Origin of the sequence: Caballeronia zhejiangensis, assembly GCF_000698575.1 — a bacterium.
Lineage (GTDB): Bacteria > Pseudomonadota > Gammaproteobacteria > Burkholderiales > Burkholderiaceae > Caballeronia > Caballeronia zhejiangensis.
Window position 1 is genome coordinate 155891 of the sequence record NZ_JFHD01000007.1, and the last position, 18684, is coordinate 174574.

At 65.0% G+C, this 18684-nt stretch carries 13 protein-coding genes; 6 read left to right on the forward strand and 7 right to left on the reverse strand.

Going from position 1 to position 18684, the window contains the following annotated elements:
- Entirely contained in the window at positions 1–990 is a 990-nt protein-coding gene (locus BG60_RS12655) for a zinc-dependent alcohol dehydrogenase family protein (protein WP_008353440.1), read from the reverse strand.
- Between the two features lie 576 nt (positions 991–1566).
- On the opposite strand from BG60_RS12655, the gene BG60_RS12660 reads away from it, so the two are divergent.
- Entirely contained in the window at positions 1567–1941 is a 375-nt protein-coding gene (locus tag BG60_RS12660; RefSeq protein WP_033536165.1) for a DUF3564 family protein, read from the forward strand.
- Positions 1942–1959: 18 nt separating this feature from the next.
- Here BG60_RS12660 and BG60_RS12665 read toward each other — a convergent pair whose 3' ends face one another.
- Entirely contained in the window at positions 1960–2151 is a 192-nt protein-coding gene (locus tag BG60_RS12665; protein WP_033536164.1) for a DUF2964 family protein, read from the reverse strand.
- A gap of 297 nt (positions 2152–2448) precedes the next feature.
- Between BG60_RS12665 and phaP the strand changes: the two genes are divergently transcribed.
- Both phaP and BG60_RS12675 read left to right on the forward strand, forming a co-directional pair.
- Positions 2449–2871 (forward strand): phasin family protein, encoded by a 423-nt coding sequence (gene phaP / locus BG60_RS12670; protein ID WP_008353443.1) that lies wholly within the window; start codon positions 2449–2451, stop codon positions 2869–2871.
- Positions 2872–2942: 71 nt separating this feature from the next.
- Positions 2943–3755, forward strand: a complete 813-nt coding sequence (locus tag BG60_RS12675; protein WP_008353444.1) for a class I SAM-dependent methyltransferase — start codon at positions 2943–2945, stop codon at positions 3753–3755.
- Positions 3756–3762: 7 nt separating this feature from the next.
- On the opposite strand, the gene BG60_RS12680 is transcribed toward BG60_RS12675, so the two are convergent.
- On the reverse strand, positions 3763–5907 hold the full coding sequence (locus BG60_RS12680) for a serine/threonine-protein kinase (RefSeq protein ID WP_033536133.1): 2145 nt from the start codon (positions 5905–5907) through the stop codon (positions 3763–3765).
- Between the two features lie 441 nt (positions 5908–6348).
- Here BG60_RS12680 and BG60_RS12690 point away from each other — a divergent pair, with 441 nt between their 5' ends.
- Positions 6349–6570 carry a hypothetical protein gene (locus BG60_RS12690; protein WP_008353446.1) on the forward strand — a complete coding sequence of 74 codons (222 nt, stop codon included), beginning with the start codon at positions 6349–6351 and terminating at the stop codon, positions 6568–6570.
- Positions 6571–6606: 36 nt separating this feature from the next.
- Here BG60_RS12690 and BG60_RS12695 read toward each other — a convergent pair whose 3' ends face one another.
- Positions 6607–10974: a DEAD/DEAH box helicase gene (locus tag BG60_RS12695; protein ID WP_008353447.1), complete on the reverse strand. Its 4368-nt coding sequence runs from the start codon at positions 10972–10974 to the stop codon at positions 6607–6609.
- 134 nt (positions 10975–11108) lie between these two features.
- Between BG60_RS12695 and BG60_RS12700 the strand changes: the two genes are divergently transcribed.
- Together BG60_RS12700 and BG60_RS12705 are read left to right on the forward strand one after the other, a co-directional pair.
- Complete coding sequence (locus BG60_RS12700; RefSeq protein ID WP_008353448.1) at positions 11109–12407, forward strand: glycosyltransferase family protein; 1299 nt, start codon at positions 11109–11111, stop codon at positions 12405–12407.
- Between the two features lie 175 nt (positions 12408–12582).
- Positions 12583–14982, forward strand: coding sequence for a phosphoketolase family protein (locus BG60_RS12705; protein WP_034471782.1), 2400 nt, complete (start codon positions 12583–12585; stop codon positions 14980–14982).
- A 134-nt stretch (positions 14983–15116) separates the two neighbouring features.
- Here BG60_RS12705 and BG60_RS12710 read toward each other — a convergent pair whose 3' ends face one another.
- Genes BG60_RS12710 through BG60_RS12720 form a run of 3 tightly spaced genes read right to left on the reverse strand, consistent with a single transcriptional unit; the run spans position 15117 to position 18616 of the window.
- Positions 15117–16454: an MFS transporter gene (locus BG60_RS12710; RefSeq protein ID WP_008353451.1), complete on the reverse strand. Its 1338-nt coding sequence runs from the start codon at positions 16452–16454 to the stop codon at positions 15117–15119.
- A 33-nt stretch (positions 16455–16487) separates the two neighbouring features.
- A complete protein-coding gene (locus BG60_RS12715; protein WP_008353452.1) occupies positions 16488–17426 on the reverse strand; it encodes a hydroxymethylglutaryl-CoA lyase in 939 nt (312 codons plus the stop codon).
- The gene (locus tag BG60_RS12720) at positions 17423–18616 is read right to left on the reverse strand and encodes a CaiB/BaiF CoA transferase family protein (RefSeq protein WP_008353453.1); all 1194 of its coding nucleotides are present in this window, start codon (positions 18614–18616) and stop codon (positions 17423–17425) included. Before BG60_RS12720 ends, BG60_RS12715 begins: the two co-directional genes overlap by 4 nt.
- Positions 18617–18684: the final 68 nt, after the last annotated feature.

Sequence of the window (18684 nt, forward strand, 5' to 3'; positions counted from 1 at the left end):
TCACGCGCGGACCGTCAGCACCGCCGCGCCCGTCAGCTTGCCGTCGCGCAGATCGGCGAGTGCGCGGTTCGCTTCGTCGAGCGGATAAGGTGTCGTGTGCAGATCCAAATGAAACTGCGCGGCGATCCCCATGAACGCGCGGCCGTCCTCGCGCGTGAGATTCGCCACCGACATGACGCGCCGCTCGCCCCAGAGCAGCGCATACGGAAACGAAGGAATGTCGCTCATGTGGATGCCGCCGCACACCACGGCGCCGCCCTTCGCGACCGCCTTGAGCGCCGCGGGCACGAGCGCGCCGGCGGGCGCGAAGATCAGCGCGGCGTCGAGTTCATCGGGCGGCGTCTCGTCGCTGCCGCCCGCCCAATGCGCCTTCAGGGCGAGCGCGAGACGTTGCGCCGCGATATCGCCCGGACGCGTGAACGCATAGACCGCGCGCCCCTGATGCTTCGCCACCTGCGCGACGATATGCGCGGCCGCCCCGAAGCCATAGATGCCGATGCGCTGCGCGTCGCCGGCCACCGCGAGCGTGCGATAGCCGATCAGTCCCGCGCAAAGCAGCGGCGCGGCTTCCACGTCCGAATACCGTTGCGGCAGATGCAGGCAGTAGCGCGCATCGGCGACGACGCGTTGCGCGTAACCGCCGTCGATCGTATAGCCGGTGAAACCCGGCGCATCGCAGAGATTCTCGCGGCCGGCGATGCAGTAGCGGCAACGGCCGCAGGTATGGCCCAGCCACGGCACGCCCACGCGATCGCCGGGCGCGAAGTTCGTCACGCCCGCGCCGAGCCGCGCGACCGTTCCCACGATCTCGTGGCCCGGTATCACGGGCCGCTTCGGATGCGCGAGCTCGCCATCGACTACATGGAGATCGGTGCGGCACACGCCGCACGCATGGACGTCGATGAGCAGTTCACCTGCGCGCGGCACCGGATCGGGCAGATCGCGCAACTGCAGGAAAGGACCGTTGCCGTCGAAGACCATTGCGCGCATGAATTCATCTCCATCGATATTGCAGCGCAGCGTGTTGTCCGTCGCAGCAGCAAACGAACGGCACGCACGCGCGATGCGCTGGGGCGCGCGAAGCCGCCTTGGTGCACCGATGCACGCTCGACGGGCATTCTGGTTACACCACATCACGCGATGATGCGGCGCACGCATCGCGCATCGGTTGCTCGCGCGTGCGGCGATTTGCCTCCGATGACTGTCGCTGAACGGTCAGATTGTCGTACTAAACTTGACTCATGCAGTCACGAAGCGAACATGTGTCGGCGACACATTTCGGCATCGGACTTGCTTGTTTGGTTCGGACATCATCGCTGTTGCGGCGCGGCAAGTTCGCGATCCGAAGCGTGCCATACGAACGCATCGGCGATGGAACCCATTACATGCGGCGCGATTAAACTTATCTGCGGCGTCCAGTTCGAACCTCTCATCGCGGTCTGAGAAGATCGCGTCGCAACGCCTCAACAATACGCGCGGCGCAAGCCGCCATTCAACCGAGGACGCTCATGGCCGGCGAAAGCGCCGAGCGTCTTCGTCCATCGAATTTGCTTCATGGAGGATGACATGCGTATCACGGTCAAGCTGGATGGCTTCGAAGGCGCTCAATCGGCGGCCTACGCCATCCTGTGGCTCGACAAGGAAACCCGCCGATGGTCGCGCGAGGGTCATCAGTCCGTCGATGTGCCGGACTGGGGCGGCTTGCGCACAGGTTCGAACGGCACGATGATTTGCGGCCAGCAAGTGGGCGATCCCATCTGCGTTCTGGAGCGCCTCGATGTCGACGCGCCGGATGGCCCATGCGAGGGTCTCGCGGGACGCGTCCTCTGGTATGCCGACGGCGCGGGCATGAAGAGCACCGGACGCTGGCACGTCCAGTGCATCGATCGCGAGCAGATCAAGGCGGAGCACGGCGTATTCGCCGACGAGGAGAGAATCTGATCGGCACGCGCTCAATCGTCAGGGCTCGTCGCTCGGGAACGGTGTCAGCATCACGACGAACGACGCAGCCCCGATGAGTATCGCGAGCACGCCGTAGTACATCACCGACGTCTCGTCGAAGAGCAGGCCGCGCAGCGCCGCATTGATGCCGCCCAGCGTCACGAACACCGCGCCCAAAGCCGCCACGATGCGCCCTTCACCCCTGATCATGATGTTCTCCCGACCGTCGGGCGCACCGATACCGCGCCGCGATAATTCAATGGTCGCTTGCTCGGCGCGGCACGAATTGACCTGCATCAACCTCAACCGAACGCCGCGCGCGCTCGGGAGGCGACCGCTCGTTCTGGTGTTTTCCCTTGCCCCATTTCCACGGCTTATATTGGTAGTATCAGGTGCTGGCTGCGCGTTGGCATGGCTTCGCGCACACGGCGCATGCTGCCCGGGCCATCCTCGCCTTTGCCCGCAAGAATGGCTCGCATTCGACCGACAAAACCCTGGGGAGGCACGATGAACCAAAATTTCAGCGATCCGTTCAGCCAGTTTGCAGCCATGTTCCAGCAGTACCAGCTTCCTGGGTTTGACGTCACCGCGATCATGGAATCGCGCCGCAAGGACGTCGAAGCGCTCGCGGCGACCAATCGCGTCGCGTTCGGCGGCATGGAGGCGCTGCGCGACAAACAACTCGAAATCCTGCGCCGGACCTTGAGCGATCTCGAAGGCATCGCAAAACAATTCGCCACGACCTCGACGCAACCGCCGTTCAACGCCAACGAAGTCGTGCAACGCGCGCTGCACAACGCGCTCGCGGACATGCAGGACATCGCGCGCACGACCCAGCAGACTCAGGCCGAAGCCTATGCGCTCGTCAGCAAACGCATGGAAGACGCCCTGAACGAACTCAAAGCTTCTATCGAGAAGCCCAAGACCTAGCCTCGCGCGGTCCTGACGAGGCCCGGCCTCCGGCAACGACGAGCCGCGCGTGCGGCGAGCGGAGGTGCGTCATGCAATTCGACGAATTCGCAGCGTTCGAGAAGGACGGCTGGGAGCATGTGGTCCCGTCGTACGAGGACTATTTTGGAAGGCTGACCGTTCAGGCGCATCCCGCGCTGCTCGATGCGCTTTCGGTCGCGCCGGGCATCCGCATGCTCGATGTCGCCGCCGGGCCGGGCAATCTCGCCGCGGCGGCGATCGAGCGTGGCGCGACTGCGGCGGCCGTCGATTTTTCCGCGTCGATGATCGCGCACGCGCGGCAGTTTCATCCCGAGATCGAGTTTCATCTCGCGGGCGCGGAGCAGTTGCCGTTCGGCGACGAAAGCTTCGACGCCGTCGGCATCAACTTCGGCATGCTGCATTTTCCCGAGCCCGAGCGCGCGCTCGACGAAGCGGCGCGCGTGCTCCGCCAGGGCGGACGCATTGCGTTCACCGCGTGGGCTGCACCCGAACGCGCGGTCGGCTTCGGCATGGTGCTCGACGCGGTCCGGCTGCATGGGACGCTCGATGTCGGACTGCCGCCCTCGCCGCCCTTCTTTCGCTTCAGCGATCCCGACGAATGTGTGCGCGTGCTCACCGAAGCCGGCTTTGCGGACGCGCGCGCCGTCGAAGTCGAGCAAACGTGGCATCTCGTGCTGCCCGAAACGCCGCTCGACGCCTTGATGCACGGCGGCGTGCGAATGGCGGCGCTGCTGCGCGCGCAATCGAAAAGCGCGCTTGCCGCAATCGCGCAGGAAGTGCACGCCCGCGTGACGGCGTACGCGCGGCACGGCGAGCTGCTCGTGCCGATGCCCTGTGTGCTGGCGTCCGCCACGAAACCCTGAGCCGGCGCTACTTTTTGGCTTGCGTCGTGATCTGGAAGATATCGACGGCGACGCGCTCGCGGCCGTATTTGCCCGCGAGCGCCGAGAGCCGCTTGTCGACGGCGCGCAGATATTCGGACTTCGCTTCGCTGTCGGGGCGCGGCGAGTCGAAGAGCGGCGCGGGCGTGACTGTCAGCACGATCATCTCCGAACCGAACGGCTTGCCGACGACCCAATCGCCCATTGTGCCGATGGTCGCCGTGTAGTTCGCGGGCGCCTGGTTGTCGCGCGAGCGCGCGTTCGGCAACAGATGCACGACGCTGCCATCGAGCATGAAATAGTCGACGTTGACGTAGGACTCGAACGCGGGCGTCATCAGATCGACGATGAGCGGGTCGCCTTCGGTAAGGCTCGTCGCGCGCGAGCGCGTGTGCACCGATGCCGGTCGCCCCGACTGGCGGTTGGCCGTCCAGAACGGGCCGTACACCTTGAGCAGATCGCATTTGTCGTCGGCGACCGGCTGCACGCCGAAGTTCGTCGTCTTCACGCCTGGCACGCGGCCGAGCGCTTCCTTCAGTCGCGCGAGACCGTATTTCTGCGATACGAAGCCCTGCACGTCGACGGTCTGATCGTGCACCGACGCCACCAGCGCCGAGCACGGCACGCTCCCGAGCACGGGCGTGACGGCGGCCATCGTGAGTTCGGGAACGGGCGTCGCGGGCACGGCGGGCGTGACCGCCACCGCCGCCGAAGCGGGGGGCGCGCCGGGCGAATGCGGTGTCACCGTGCCCGCGGCGCTGCCTTCTGCCGGCGCGGGCGGCGCTTCGTGCGCAACTTCCTCGCCGCCCCTCGACTGATCGTAGAAGTAATATCCCGCGCCCGCCGCCAGCAGGGCCACGAGCGCCGCCGCGCCGATCGCAAACTTCGGCACGCCGCCTTTTTTTCCCTTGCGGCCCGCGGGCGACGCGGCATTTTCGTCGGCGATATCTTCGAGAAATTGCGTGACGCTCGGCGTCCTCGCTTCGCGTTCGAATGCGAGCGCGGCCTTCAGCGCTTTCCACTGCTTGTTGCCGAGATGCTCGGGACGCTGCGGCTTCATGCCCGCGCTTCTCGCCTGCAACGCGGGCACGCGATCGAACGGATGCTTGCCCGTCAGCAATTCGTAGGTGATGCAGCCGAGCGCGTAAATGTCGTCGCGCGGATCGGGCTCGCGATGCTCCAGCATCTCCGGGCTCGCGTACGCGGGCGTGAGCGCGCCGAGGCTGCCGGGATCGAACACGGTCGCCTCGGTTTCCTCCTCGGGCCGCTGGATCACGCGCGAAATGCCGAAGTCGATCACCTTCACTTCCGACGTGTCCGTGAGAAACACGTTGGCCGGTTTGAAATCGCAGTGCACGAAGCCGCGTTCGTGCGCGTAGGCGAGCGCGTTGGCCATGCCCTTGAAGATCGGAAAGACCTCGGAGAACGGCATGCCCTTGAAGTTCGGGTTCCGAAGCAGACGCGAGAGGGGCTGGCCAGACAGATATTCCATCGTCAGATAGACGACCTGACCGTCGCGGTCGAAGTCGTACACGGTGACGATATTCCGATGCGCGAGCTGCTGCGCCTTGCGCGCCTCGCGCTGCAACGCGATCAGCGATTTCGGATTGCCGCGGAACTGGAGATTGAGCACCTTGATCGCGACATACGGGCGCCGGTCCGACGCTTCGAGCTTGCGCAGATCGAGCGCCTTGTACACGGTCCCCATTCCGCCGATGCCGAGACATTCTTCCAGCACGAAACGGCTGTTGAGCGTGTCGCCGACGCCTTTCATCTGCTGATCGTGATCGACCATCACTTGCGTCGCCTGACTCCCGGTGCCGCCGCTCGGATCGCGCGAAGGCGGCGGCGCGAAACCCGGCGACGTTTGCAGACGCGTCTCGTCGCGGCTCGCGGGCCCGGTGGGAGAATCGGCTTCGGGACGCATGCGCGCCGCATGCTCGATGCGGCGGCGGATGGCCGCATAGATGTCGGGGGGCAACGGCCGCGCCGCGTGCTCCTCGTCGAGGATCTCCATGAGCCGCCTTGCCGGAGTCTGTTCGGTCGCCAGTGCGCCGTCCACTCCCGCAAAGAACTCGTCGCGCGACCCGCCGTCGCCCCGATAAGTACGAATCGCTTGCGCAAAACTTGTCATCTGTGCGACGCGACGCGGCTCCAATCGATCGACAACTACTTGTCGTAACAAAACCCCGGTGATCGTTCGATACTAGCCTTCACATGGAGCTTTCGCAAATGGCGTTTTCGATCATGAGCGGCATCGCGCACATGTCGTTCGGAGACCGACACATCGATGACGAGTGTTGGCGTCACGCCATCGAAATACGCTTGGCACGAACTCGCCGCGTGGCGAAAAGGACAAAAAAATCAACGCACTGGACAGTTCACGCAGCTCGCACGCGGCGTTGGCACGCGATTCGCATTGATCTTCACGAACGTCTTTGCGGCAGAAGGCACGCGCCTTGTGCCGCCATTGGCGTTCACGCGCGATCGGTGTTGCGGATCACGGAGTCGCTCCGGCACATCGAAGACGATTGTCTATACTCGATTGCGACTCCCCACTCTGGAGGAAGCATCCATGGCCGTCATCAGAATCAGGGATCTCGCCGACAGCGTCGAACTCGACAGGCAGGCGATGCATACGATCGTCGGCGGCGCGCGCGATGGCGTGCGTCCATTGTTTCGCATCCGGCCGGCATCGGCGACGAATCGCGTCGTCGATTATCCGGGCGTGCCGGTGAAGGACGTGCCCGCTACGCAGGCCGGTCCGTTCACCACGAGATTCGTCTCGAAGAAATAACGTCGATAGCGGCGAGGGATCGCGTCCTTCGCCGCTTCAATGGCGCGTCGGCATGCTCGCGCCCGTCACTCCGCTGCCGATGGAACTGCCGAGCGAACGCGCCGTGCGCTTGACGAGCGCGAGACGCATGCGCTCGCGCCCTTCTCCATCGAAATCGCCGAAATAGCGCGTCTTGCCCGCGACCACCGCGCCGACCGGCACGCCGTCGAGATACAGCACGCGATTGGCCGCGAGCGCCGGCACCTTTTCTCCCGGCAGCAAGGTGCCGACGAGATTGAGCGGATCGACCGCCGACAGCGCCACGAACACGCCGTCCTTCGGCCGCTTGCGCATGTCGCGCAGCAGCGGCACGGCTTCGGGCAGCGCGAATTGCTCGCCCGCGAGCCCGGCGACGAAGCGCCCGCCGCGAATCTCGCCGCGCGCTTCCAGCCGGTGATAGACGCGCAGCAGATCGCGCCACGGCGGCAGCCATTGCGCCTCGCGCTCCAGAAGACGCCAGAACACGACACCGTAGCGCCGCAAAAGCGTCAGCGCGATGTGTTCGAGATCGCCGTCTTCGCGCGCGTCGTCCGGTTTCGCGCGGCGCAGGAGCGCCCAGCGGCCCGCGTCGTCCATTCCGCCGATGAAGAGGCCACCGCGCCTCGGACGCCGCGCGAACGCGTTGCGCTTCGCCGCCGGAGCGAGCAGCGCGCGCAGGCCCGCGAAACTGTCGGCATTGACGAGTCCGAGCGCGACCAGTTCGCCGAGCGCGTCTTCGAGTTCGGTGCGCAGAAGGCGCACGTCGGAGAGCAGTTCGTCGAAGAACATCGCGCCGTGCGCTTTGAGCGCGTCGAACACGCGTTCGGCGCGCGATGACAGTTGCGGCGCTTCGTCGGGACGCATGAGCGCGTTCCATGCATCGAGGTGACGGCGCGGCAGCAGCACGATCGGCGTGCCGCGCACCGGACCGCCCGATGCGCGCGAGCGTCCTGCCGGACGCGTCCACACGAGCTTGCCCGCGCGGCACAGATCGTCGAGCCACATGCCCGAATAATCGGCGATGCGCGCCGGCAGTATTTCTTCCTCCCACGCGACGGCGGGCGCCTCGAAACCTTCGAGCTGTTCGAGCACGGCGCCGAGCGCGTCGCGGCCCTCGCCGCGCGAATCGGGCGCGACGCGCTGCCATTCGAGCAGAAAGCGCATGAAATCCTGCCGCTCGACCGGCTCGATCTCGCGACGCAGCCGCCGCACCGTATAGCGATGAATCCGCGCGAGCAAATGCCGCTCGCACCACTCTTCGACCTGCGCGCCCGGCGCGAACCGTCCGCGCATCACGTAGCCCTGCGCTTCGAGCCGCGTCAGGGCGAGCGCGATCGCCGACGCGGGCAGCGCGAGCGGACGGGCGATCTCCGGCACCGTCAGCGGCCCGAATCCCGACAGACGCGCGCGCACGATTTCGACGAGCGCGTCGTCGGTTGTCCACGCATCGTCGAAACCGGGCGGCGGCTGCAGCGACGGATGCATCGGCGCATGCTCGTAGACGGCGCGCACACACGCGAGACGTTCGACGGGCGTCCACAGCGCGTCGTGCTCCGCGATCTGCAGACGCGTCGCTCGGCCGGAGCGCGCGAGCGCATCCAGCCACGCGATCCATTGCGGGTCGCGTTGCGCTTCGGATTCGGCGATGCAGGCGAGCGTCGAAAGCGCCTCGTGCATTTCATCGGCGCTCGTGACTTCGGGCCAGGCTTCGTCGCGCACGCTCGCGATGGCGTCGGGATCGAGCGCGCCGAGATCGTCCGCCGATTGCGGATCGCTCCATCGGCGCGCGAGCACGGCCTGCGTGCGGCGTTCCTCGAGCGGCGCATCGTCGAGAAACGCATACGGCCGCGCCGACAGAATCTCGGCCGCGAGCGGCGACGGCGCGGGCAATTCGCGCGTGACGAGCCGCACATCGCCTGCTTCGATGCGCCGCAGGAGCGCGAGCCACGCGTCGGCATCCATCGCGTCGTGGAGGCAATCGTCGATCGTCTGCTCGACGAGCGGATGCGTCGGCACGTCGCGCTCGCCCGCGATGTTTTCCGCGCACGCGACCTGATCCGGGAACACCGCCGCGAGCAGATCCTCGCTTTTCATGCGCTGCAACTGCGGCGCGACCTTGCGCCCGCCGGTATAGCGCGGCAGCGCAAGCGAGTTGGTCGCGTTCCAGCGCCAGCGCACGCCAAAGAGCGGCGCGTCGAGCAGCGCCTGGATCAGCACGTGCTCCGCAGTCGCCGATTTCAGATAGCGCCAGACGTCATCGAGCGCAAAGCTGTGGCTGCCCGTCAGCGACAGCACGATCGCGTCCTCGGTCGCGGCCGCCTGCAGCTCGAAGTTGAACGTGCGGCAGAAGCGCTTTCTCAGCGCGAGTCCCCACGCACGATTCACGCGGCTGCCGAACGGCGCGTGGATGACGAGCTGCGTGCCGCCGGATTCGTCGAAGAAGCGCTCCATGACGAGCGTGTCCTGCGTCGGCAGCACGGTCAGCGCGGCGCGCGAACGCGCCAGATAATCGACGATCTGCCGCGCGGCTTCGATGTCGATGCCACTTTCTTGTGCAAGCCGCGCGACCGTCGCTTCGACGCCGCTATCGAGCCATGCGTCGACATCGGCGCGCAGACGCGAAATCGCATGAGAAAGCTCGTCGCTGCGGCCCGGCGCTTCGCCGAGCCAAAACGGGATGTTCGGCGGCTGGCCGTTCGCGTTTTCGACGCGCACGCGCCCGCCTTCCACGCGCACGATCCGGTACGACGTATTGCCGAGCTGAAAGATGTCGCCCGCGAGACTCTCGACGGCGAAATCCTCGTTCACCGTGCCGATCTGCAAGCCTTGCGGTTCGAGGATCACGGCGAAATCGGCGTTGTCCGGTATCGCGCCGCCCGAGGTCACGGCCGTCAGCTTGCCGCCGCGACGGCCGCGCAGCGTGCGCGAGACCGCATCGCGATGCACGTACGCCGCCCGCACGCCCTGCCGTCCGGTATAGCCTTCCGCGAGCGTGCGCAGCACGGCCTCGTAATGCGCGCGATCGAGCGTCGCGTACGGATACGCGCGCGTGATGCGCTCGAACAGTGCGTCCTCGCCCCACTCGCGGCACGCGACTTCGGCGGTGATCTGCTGCGCGAGCACGTCGAGCGGCGCGTGCGGGATCGTCAGGGCATCGAGTTCGCCGCGCCGCACGCAATCGAGGAGCGCCGCGCATTCGATCAGATCGTCGCGCGAGGTCGGGAAAAGCCGTCCTTTCGGCACGCCGCCGACGTGATGCCCGGAGCGCCCGACACGCTGCAAGAATGCGCCGATCGAGCCGGGCGAGCCGATCTGGCAGACGAGATCGACATCGCCGATATCGATGCCCAGTTCCAACGACGCCGTCGCGATCAGCACGCGCAGTTCGCCGCGCTTCAGACGCTGCTCCGCGTCCAGCCGATGCTCGCGCGCAAGACTGCCGTGATGTGCGGCGACGGCTTCCTTGCCGAGGCGCTCGGTCAGATGCCGTGCCGCGCGCTCGGCCATGCGCCGCGTGTTGACGAAGACGAGCGTCGTCCGATGCAGCCCGGCAAGCTCCGCGAGACGGTCGTAGACGCGCTCCCACATGTCGTTGGACATGATCGCTTCGAGCGGCATCGGCGGGAGGTCGAGCGCGAGATCGCGCGCTCGAACATGTCCGACATCGACGATCTCGCAGGGCTGGTTATCACCGACGAGAAACTTCGCGACGAGTTCGATCGGCTTTTGCGTCGCCGACAAGCCGACGCGCACGGGCCGCTGCCCGCCCGCTTCCTCGCACAGCGCGTCGAGGCGCGCGAGCGACAGGCTCAGGTGCGAACCGCGCTTGCTGCCCGCGACCGCATGAATCTCATCGACGATCACCGTGCGCGTGGTCGAAAGCATCGCGCGGCCGGAATCGGACGACAGCAGCACGTAGAGCGATTCCGGCGTCGTAACGAGGATATGCGGCGGGCGCTTCCTGACGGCGTTGCGCTCTTGCTGCGTCGTGTCGCCGGTACGGACGGCCGCGCGAATCTCGGGCGCCGCCACGCCGGATTCGCGCAAGGTCTGCGCGATGCCCGCGAGCGGCTCCTCCAGATTGACGTGGATGTCGTTCGACAGCGCCTTCAGCGGCGACACGTATACGACGCGCGTCTCGTCCGGCAGCGTCCCGCCGCGCGCGACGCCGTCACGCACCAGTTCGTCGATGGCGGCGAGAAACGCGGTAAGCGTCTTGCCGGAGCCGGTCGGCGCGGCGACGAGCGTCGAGCGGCGCGCGTGGACGAGCGGCCACGCGCGCGCCTGCGCCGCGGTCGGCGCGGGAAAGCGGGCGCCGAACCACGCGGCGACGGCGGGATGAAAGCCGTGCAGCGCGTCGGCGATGGAAGCGGATTTTCGGATCATTCGGACATTCTATGGGCGCTTGAGAAACGGCGTATTACTGGCGCTTTTCGGACAGTTCCCATGCGACCCGGAACGCTTTACAGCGATGCTAGGCGGTTCGCCCAAGCAATCCGTTCAAACGCTTTCCGCCTCTCATGATCGTCCTAAGCCTTCTGTCCGACCACGCGCCCGGCGCGCTCGCCAACCATCGCCACTACGCACGGGAATTCGGCTATCGCCACATCGAGATCGACTTGTCCGATTTGTCGGGAAGCAACAAGCACCTGCAATGGGTCTACAAGTACGAAGCGTTGCTGCGTCATTTGAGCCGCGCCGCGCCGAACGAAATCCTCATGCTGCTGAGCGAGAACGCCGCGATACTGCGGCCCGTCGCATTGCCCGATCTCATGGCCGGGCGCGACTGGCTCCTGACTTGCGCCGAAGGCCATATCCCGCAGACGGATATCCTCATCTTCCGCAATACGGAACCGGTGCGCCGCAAGCTCGCGGATCTCGTCGGCCGCTGCCGGCTCGGCGTCGCGTTGCCGGAAAACGAAGGCGAAATGCTGCATGACTTCACGATTTGCCCGCAACAGTTCCGCGTCGGCGACGTGTACGTTGTGCTTCCGGCCGCGGTCAATCTCGAATGCGTCTGGGCGACGTGGAACAGCTTCTCCACCTGCTTTCGCGACGAGAAACATCATCGGCGGCTTCGTGCGGCAGCGTTTGAACACATCAACGAATGCAGGACGCGCGCAACGCCGTTTCTCTCGCTCGCCAATCCGGGCGTGCATGAAACCGAAACGCAAAGCGTCTATCAACCGAACCACGCGATCGCGATCGTCATGCTCTATACGCCGAATATCGCGCAGTACGGGCGCATCGCCGAGGCCAACATCAGGCAATATTGCAAACGCCACGGTTACACGCTTTACGTGCATCGCGATGTTCCGCCGCGATTGAACGACGGAAAGACGTCGGCGAACTGGCACAAGGCCGCGTTGCTGCACGCGTACTTGCCGCATCATCAATGGGTGTTCTGGCTCGATGCCGATGTGCTCATCAACGACATGAACCGCCGTCTCGAACCGCTCACGCGCGAACGCGACACCGTGTTGGCACGCGATATCGGAACGTGGGCGTTCAACTCCGGCATCATGGGCTTTCAGCGCAATCAGCAGAACTACGACGCTCTCGCGCGTGTGATCGAAAGGTGCCGGAACCTGGACGACAGATCCCACATCTATGCGAACCAGGGCGATCAGTATTACTTCATCGATGTCTTCCACTCGCTGCCGGACTTCGATGCGACGCGCATTTACGATTTCATCGAACTGAACACGCCCTGGGTCTATCGCCGCCCGGACAGCTTCATGGTTCATTACATCGGCATGTGGGAAGATAACCGCGCGCTTATCATGGACTACGACCTCCGCCACGCCGCGATGGAATGACGCGCTCGCCACCATCGTTGCCGCGCCGCCGGTAAGATGTACCGGACGGCGCCGCGCGTGCCCTGCAACCAAACCGCCACAATCACAGCCGATCATTAACCAGCGCGCAGGATTCGATCTGCGCAAGCCGCACGCACGACGCTCGACCAATCCTCTCACTCATCAGGAGAACCAATTGAACGACGACGTCACTCGCACGACCGCCCTCGAGACGCCTCTCGATCCCGATCTTCTCGCGAAGATCGACGCCTACTGGCGGGCCTGCAATTATCTTTCGGTCGGCATGATTTACCTGCGGGCGAATCCGCTGCTGCGCGAGCCGCTCGAGCGCGAACACATCAAGCGGCGTCTGCTCGGACACTGGGGCTCCGATCCCGGCCAGTCGTTCGTCTGGGTGCATCTGAACCGGCTCATCAAGCGCGATGATCTGAACGTCCTGTTCGTCTCCGGTCCCGGCCATGGCGCGCCCGCGACGCTCGCGAACTCGTGGCTCGAAGGCCATTACTCGGAGATTTACCCCGATCGCAGTTTCGACGAGCGCGGCATGCTCAAGCTCTTTCGCGCGTTTTCGTCGCCGGGCGGCATCGGCTCGCATTGCACGCCGGAAACGCCGGGATCGATTCACGAAGGCGGCGAGCTCGGTTACAGCCTGTCGCATTCGTTCGGCGCGGCGTTCGACAATCCCGATCTGATCGTCGCGGCGGTCGTGGGCGACGGCGAAGCGGAAACCGGCCCGCTCGCCACATCGTGGCATTCGAACAAGTTTCTCAATCCCGCGACCGACGGCGCCGTGCTGCCGATTCTCCACCTGAACGGCTACAAGATCGCCAATCCGACGATCCTCGCGCGCATTCCGCACGACGAGCTCGAAGACCTGTTCAGGGGCTACGGCTACGCGCCGCATTTCGTCGAAGGCGACGATCCGGAAACGATGCATCAGCGCATGGCCGCGACCTTGGAACGCTGCATCGCCGATATCCGCGCGATTCAGGCGAACGCGCGCGCCAATCCTGAGAACGTGACGCGCCCGCGCTGGCCGATGATCGTGTTGCGCACGCCCAAAGGCTGGACCGGACCGAAGGAAGTCGACGGCCGGAAGGTCGAGGATTACTGGCGCTCGCATCAGGTGCCGATCGCGGATGCCGTAAGCAATCCCCGCAGTCTCGCGCAACTGGAAGCGTGGCTGCGCAGCTACAAGCCCGAGGAACTGTTCGATGAAGACGGCCGTCTGATCGAACCGCTGCGCGCGCTCGCGCCCGAAGGCACGCGCCGCATCAGCGCGAATCCGCACGCGAACGGCGGCGCGCTGCGGCAATCGCTCGACATGCCCGATATCCGCGACTACGCGTTCGAGTTCAAACGCGCCGCAAGCGTCTACACGTCGCCGACGGCCGTGCTCGCCACGTTCCTGCGCGAAGTGATCCGCCGCAACATGACGAGCTTCCGTCTCTTTGGCCCGGACGAGACCGCGAGCAACAAGCTCGACGGCGTGTACGAAGTATCGGGCAAGCGCTGGATCGCACAGACGCTGCCCGAAGACGAAGACGGCGGCGCGCTGTCCGTCGACGGACGCGTCATGGAGATGCTGTCGGAGCACACGCTCGAAGGCTGGTTCGAAGGTTACGTGCTCACCGGGCGTCAGGGTCTTTTCGCGACCTACGAAGCGTTCGTGCACGTCATCGATTCGATGTTCAACCAACACGCGAAGTGGCTCGAAAAAGCAAAAACCGAAGTCGGCTGGCGCGCGCCGGTGCCGTCGATCAACCTGCTCATCACGTCGCTCGTGTGGCGGCAGGATCACAACGGCTTCACGCATCAGGATCCCGGCTTTCTCGATGTCGTCACGAACAAGAGCCCGAACGTCGTGCGTATCTATCTGCCGCCCGATGCGAACTGCCTGTTGAGCGTCGCGGATCACTGTCTGCGCACGCACGACTACGTGAATGTGATCGTCGCGGACAAGCAGCCGCATCTGCAATATCTGAACATGCAGGACGCCATCGTGCATTGCGCGAAGGGCATCGGCATCTGGGACTGGGCGTCGACGGATCAGGGCGCGGAGCCGGATGTCGTGATCGCGTGCGCGGGCGATATCGCGACGATGGAAGCGCTCGCCGCCGTCGAAATCCTGAAGGCGCATTGCACCGATCTGAAGATCCGCTTCGTCAACGTCGTCGATCTCTTCAGGCTGCTGCCGGACACCGAGCATCCGCACGGCTTGTCGCATCGCGATTTCGATTCGATCTTCACGCGCGACAAACCCGTGATCTTCAACTTCCACTCGTACGCGTCGCTCGTGCACAAGCTCACGTACAACCGCACGAATCACGCGAACATGCACGTTCACGGCTATCGCGAGCGCGGCAACATCAACACGCCGTTCGAACTCGCGATCATCAACGGCGTGGATCGCTATACGCTCGCGATCGACGTGATCGACCGCGTGCCGCGCATCGCGGGCAGCAGCGCGCATACGAAGGAATGGCTCAAGAACCAGATCATCGAGAGCGTGCGGTACGCGCATGAGGAAGGCATCGATCGCGACGAGATCCGCGAGTGGACGTGGAAGGATTGATGCGAGACTGAATGCGGCATGCAAGATGCCATCTGGCCTGATGAATGCAAAACGCCAGATGCAAAATGCAAAAAGCGCCCGGGGACAGGACATGCAGTCCGCCGGGCGCTTTCCCGTTCGCAGAAGCCTTGGCGTCAGGCTTTGCGCTCCGAATGATCCTTCTGCCTGAGCGTCTGCGGCAAGCCGAAGAGCAGCAACAGCGCGCACAGCACGCTCATCGCGCCGATCGCATACAGCGCGGGCGTCGTGCTGCCCATCGTGTCGCGGATGCGGCCGACCATCACCGGGCTCACGATGCCGCCCAGTTGCCCCAGCGTGTTGATCAGCGCAATCCCGCCCGCCGCGCCCGCGCCGGTCAAGAGCTTCGGCGGCAGCGCCCAGAACGCCGGAATCGAGGCGATCACACCCGCGCCCATCACGCCGAGCGCGGCGATGAGCAGCGTCGTCTGCTTGTCGAAGATGCCCGCCGCGAAGAAGCCGGCAGCCGCCATCACGAGCAGCGTCGCGACGAACTTGCGGCGCTCGCCCGACCGGTCCGACATGCGGCCGACCACGACCATGCAGATCGCGCCGCAGATATATGGGACGGCCGTGAGCAAGCCGATGATCGTCGGATTCTGCGTGCCCGCCGCCCGGATCAGATGCGGCGCCCAGAAGTTGAGACCGTACGACGCGATCTGAATCAGGAAGTAGATCAGGCCGAGCATCAGGAAGCCGGGCGTCCTGATCGCGCCGAACAGCGAATGGCCGGTGTCGGTATGCTGACTTTGCGTCGAGATCTGGCTCTTCAGATACGTCTTCTCGTCGCTCGTGAGCCACGCGGCGTCATCGACGCGATCTTTCAGCACCTTCAGCACGAGAATGCCGAGCAGCACGCACGGCAGGCCGCCGAGCAGGAACAGCCAGTGCCATCCCGCGATGCCCGCGACGCCATTCAGATGCCCGAGCACGAGCCCCGACAGCGGCGCACCGAAAAGCCCCGAGAAGGCCGACGCGAGAAACAGCATCGACGTGATGCGCCCGCGATAGCTCGCCGGAAACCACAGCGTCAGGTAATACAGCACGCCCGGCGCGAAGCCCGCTTCCATCGCGCCGATGATGAAGCGCAGTCCGTAGAACTGCCATTCCGTCTGCACGAAGACCATGAGCGCGGTCGCGATGCCCCACGAAATCATGATGCGCGCGATCCAGCGGCGCGCGCCGACCTTGTAGAGCAGCATGTTGCTCGGCACTTCGAAGAGCACATAGCCGATCACGAAAAGACTCGCGCCGAGACCGTATGCGGTGTCCGACAGGCCGAGCGAACTCTGCATCTGAAACTTCGCGAAGCTGATATTGATGCGGTCGAAAAACGCGAAGAAATAGCACAGCATGATGAGCGGCATGAGCCGCAATGCCACCTTGCGGATGATGTGCGAGGTGTTGCCGACAATGTGCGGCTCATCGGCCGCGTGGACGCTTAGATCGCTCATGTTTTGTCTCCAGTGTTGTTTTGGTCTTTTGAATTAGATCGCTTGCACGTAATCGGGCGCCGGATGCAGATCGCAATTGCGTCCCGCCTTCGCGACTTGTCCCGACACTTCGTGTCCGACGAGCGCGGGCAACGTGCGCGACAGCGCAATCAGCCTTGGCAGATCGATGCCCGTCGGAATGCTCATCTCATCGCACATGTTCACGAGGTCTTCGGTGCAGATGTTTCCCGAAGCGCCCGGCGCGAACGGACAGCCGCCGAGACCGCCGAGCGCGGCGTCGAAACGGCGCGCGCCGGTGTCGTAGGCAGCGAGGACGTTGGCGAGGCCGAGGCCGCGCGTATTGTGAAAGTGCAGCGTCAGATCGGCGGCGGGGACGTGTTCGAGCACGCGTGCGACCAGCCGCGCGACCTGACGCGGATTCGCCATGCCGGTGGTATCCGCGAGCGTGATGCCGTCGATGCCCATTTCGCGATACGTCCGCGCGATCGACACGACGCGCTCTTCGTCGATGCGCCCCTCGAACGGGCAGCCGAACGCGGTCGCGACGGTCGCGTTCAGCGAAGCCTTGCCGGAGGCGAGCCGAACGACATTGCCGAAACCGGCCAGCGACGACTCGCAACTCATACGCATGTTCGCGCGATTGTGCGTCTCGCTCGCGGACATCACGAGGTTCAGTTCATCGGCGCCCGCGGCGAGCGCGCGCTCGGCGCCCTTCACGTTCGGCACGAGCGCGACGTAGATCACGCCTCGCCCGCGCCGGATGCCGTTGAAGACCGCGTCGCCATCGCGCAGCGCGGGAATCGCTTTCGGCGACACGAACGAGCCCGCCTCGATGCGGGAGAAGCCGCACGCCGACAATGCGTCGATCAGCGCGATCTTGTCTTCGGTCTCGACCCACTGCTTTTCGATCTGCAGACCGTCGCGCGGCGCGACCTCCTGCACGACCAACGGTTCTTTGTATTCGTAATTCATTGCACCGCTCCTTCGGCACGCAACCGTTCCACTTCATCCGCGGCGAAGCCGAGCGATTCGAGCACCGATTGCGTATGCTCGCCGAGCGCCGGGCCTTGCCAGTGCACTTCGCCCGGCGTATCGGAGAGCTTCGGCACGATGCCCGGCATCTTCACCGATGCGCCGCCCGGCAGTTCTGCCTTCAGCAGCATGTCGCGCGCTTGGTAATGCGCGTCGTTGACGATGTCCGCGACGGAGTAGATGCGACCCGACGGCACTTCCTCGCGTTCGAGCGTCGCCAGGACATCGTCCATCGAGTGATGCGAGGTCCACGCGGTGATCGCTTCGTCGAGCATTGCGCTGTGACGCACGCGGCCGTCGTTGCGGGCAAGCGCGGGATCGTCCGCGAGATCGGGACGGCCGATCACGTTCATGAGCCGCCTGTAGATCGGGTCGCTGTTGCCCGCGATCACCACGAAGCCGCCATCCTCCGTGCGATACGTGTTCGACGGCGCAATGCCCGGCAGCGCCCCGCCGCTGCGCTCGCGCACATGGCCGAGCAGATCGTATTCGGGTACGAGGCTTTCCATCAGATTGAACACGCTTTCGACGAGCGAGACATCGACCACCTGGCCGTCGCCCTTGCCGGTCTTCACGCGCAGCACCGACATCAGCGCGCCGATCACGCCGTGCAGCGAAGCGAGCGAATCGCCGAGACTCACGCCGACGCGCGCCGGCAGCCCTTCTGCGTCGCCCGTCGTGTAACGGATGCCGCCCATCGCCTCGCCGATCGCGCCGAAGCCGGGCCGGTCGCGGTACGGACCCGTCTGGCCGTAGCCGGAGATGCGGACCATCGTGAGCTTCGGGTTTATTGCATGCAAAACGTCCCAGCCGAGACCGAGTTTTTCGAGCGAGCCGGGCCGCATGTTTTCGATGACGATGTCGGCATCGGCGGCGAGACGCTTGATCACGTCCGCGCCTTCGGGCGACTTGAGATTCACGCACACCGACTTCTTGTTGCGCGATTGCAGATACCACCAGAGCGAAGTGCCCTCGTGCAGCTTGCGCCATTTGCGCAGGGGATCGCCGGTATTCGGCGCTTCGATCTTGATGACTTCCGCGCCGAATTCGGCCAGCATGCGCGCCGCGAACGGCGCGGCGATCAGCGTGCCGATTTCGATGACGCGAATGCCCTGGAGAGGTCCGCTCATGCTGCTGTCTCCTGATGATGTGCTTTTCGATGGAGACAAGCTTATTGGCGAACGCTCGGGGACGTCCA

Bases quoted from the DNA above. Each gene is read 5' to 3' on its own strand.
- BG60_RS12655 (WP_008353440.1), bottom strand. From the start codon at position 990: ATGCGCGCAATGGTCTTCGACGGCAACGGTCCTTTCCTGCAGTTGCGC.
- BG60_RS12660 (WP_033536165.1), top strand. From the start codon at position 1,567: ATGCGTATCACGGTCAAGCTGGATGGCTTCGAAGGCGCTCAATCGGCG.
- BG60_RS12665 (WP_033536164.1), bottom strand. From the start codon at position 2,151: ATGATCAGGGGTGAAGGGCGCATCGTGGCGGCTTTGGGCGCGGTGTTC.
- phaP (WP_008353443.1), top strand. From the start codon at position 2,449: ATGAACCAAAATTTCAGCGATCCGTTCAGCCAGTTTGCAGCCATGTTC.
- BG60_RS12675 (WP_008353444.1), top strand. From the start codon at position 2,943: ATGCAATTCGACGAATTCGCAGCGTTCGAGAAGGACGGCTGGGAGCAT.
- BG60_RS12680 (WP_033536133.1), bottom strand. From the start codon at position 5,907: ATGACAAGTTTTGCGCAAGCGATTCGTACTTATCGGGGCGACGGCGGG.
- BG60_RS12690 (WP_008353446.1), top strand. From the start codon at position 6,349: ATGGCCGTCATCAGAATCAGGGATCTCGCCGACAGCGTCGAACTCGAC.
- BG60_RS12695 (WP_008353447.1), bottom strand. From the start codon at position 10,974: ATGATCCGAAAATCCGCTTCCATCGCCGACGCGCTGCACGGCTTTCAT.
- BG60_RS12700 (WP_008353448.1), top strand. From the start codon at position 11,109: ATGATCGTCCTAAGCCTTCTGTCCGACCACGCGCCCGGCGCGCTCGCC.
- BG60_RS12710 (WP_008353451.1), bottom strand. From the start codon at position 16,454: ATGAGCGATCTAAGCGTCCACGCGGCCGATGAGCCGCACATTGTCGGC.
- BG60_RS12715 (WP_008353452.1), bottom strand. From the start codon at position 17,426: ATGAATTACGAATACAAAGAACCGTTGGTCGTGCAGGAGGTCGCGCCG.
- BG60_RS12720 (WP_008353453.1), bottom strand. From the start codon at position 18,616: ATGAGCGGACCTCTCCAGGGCATTCGCGTCATCGAAATCGGCACGCTG.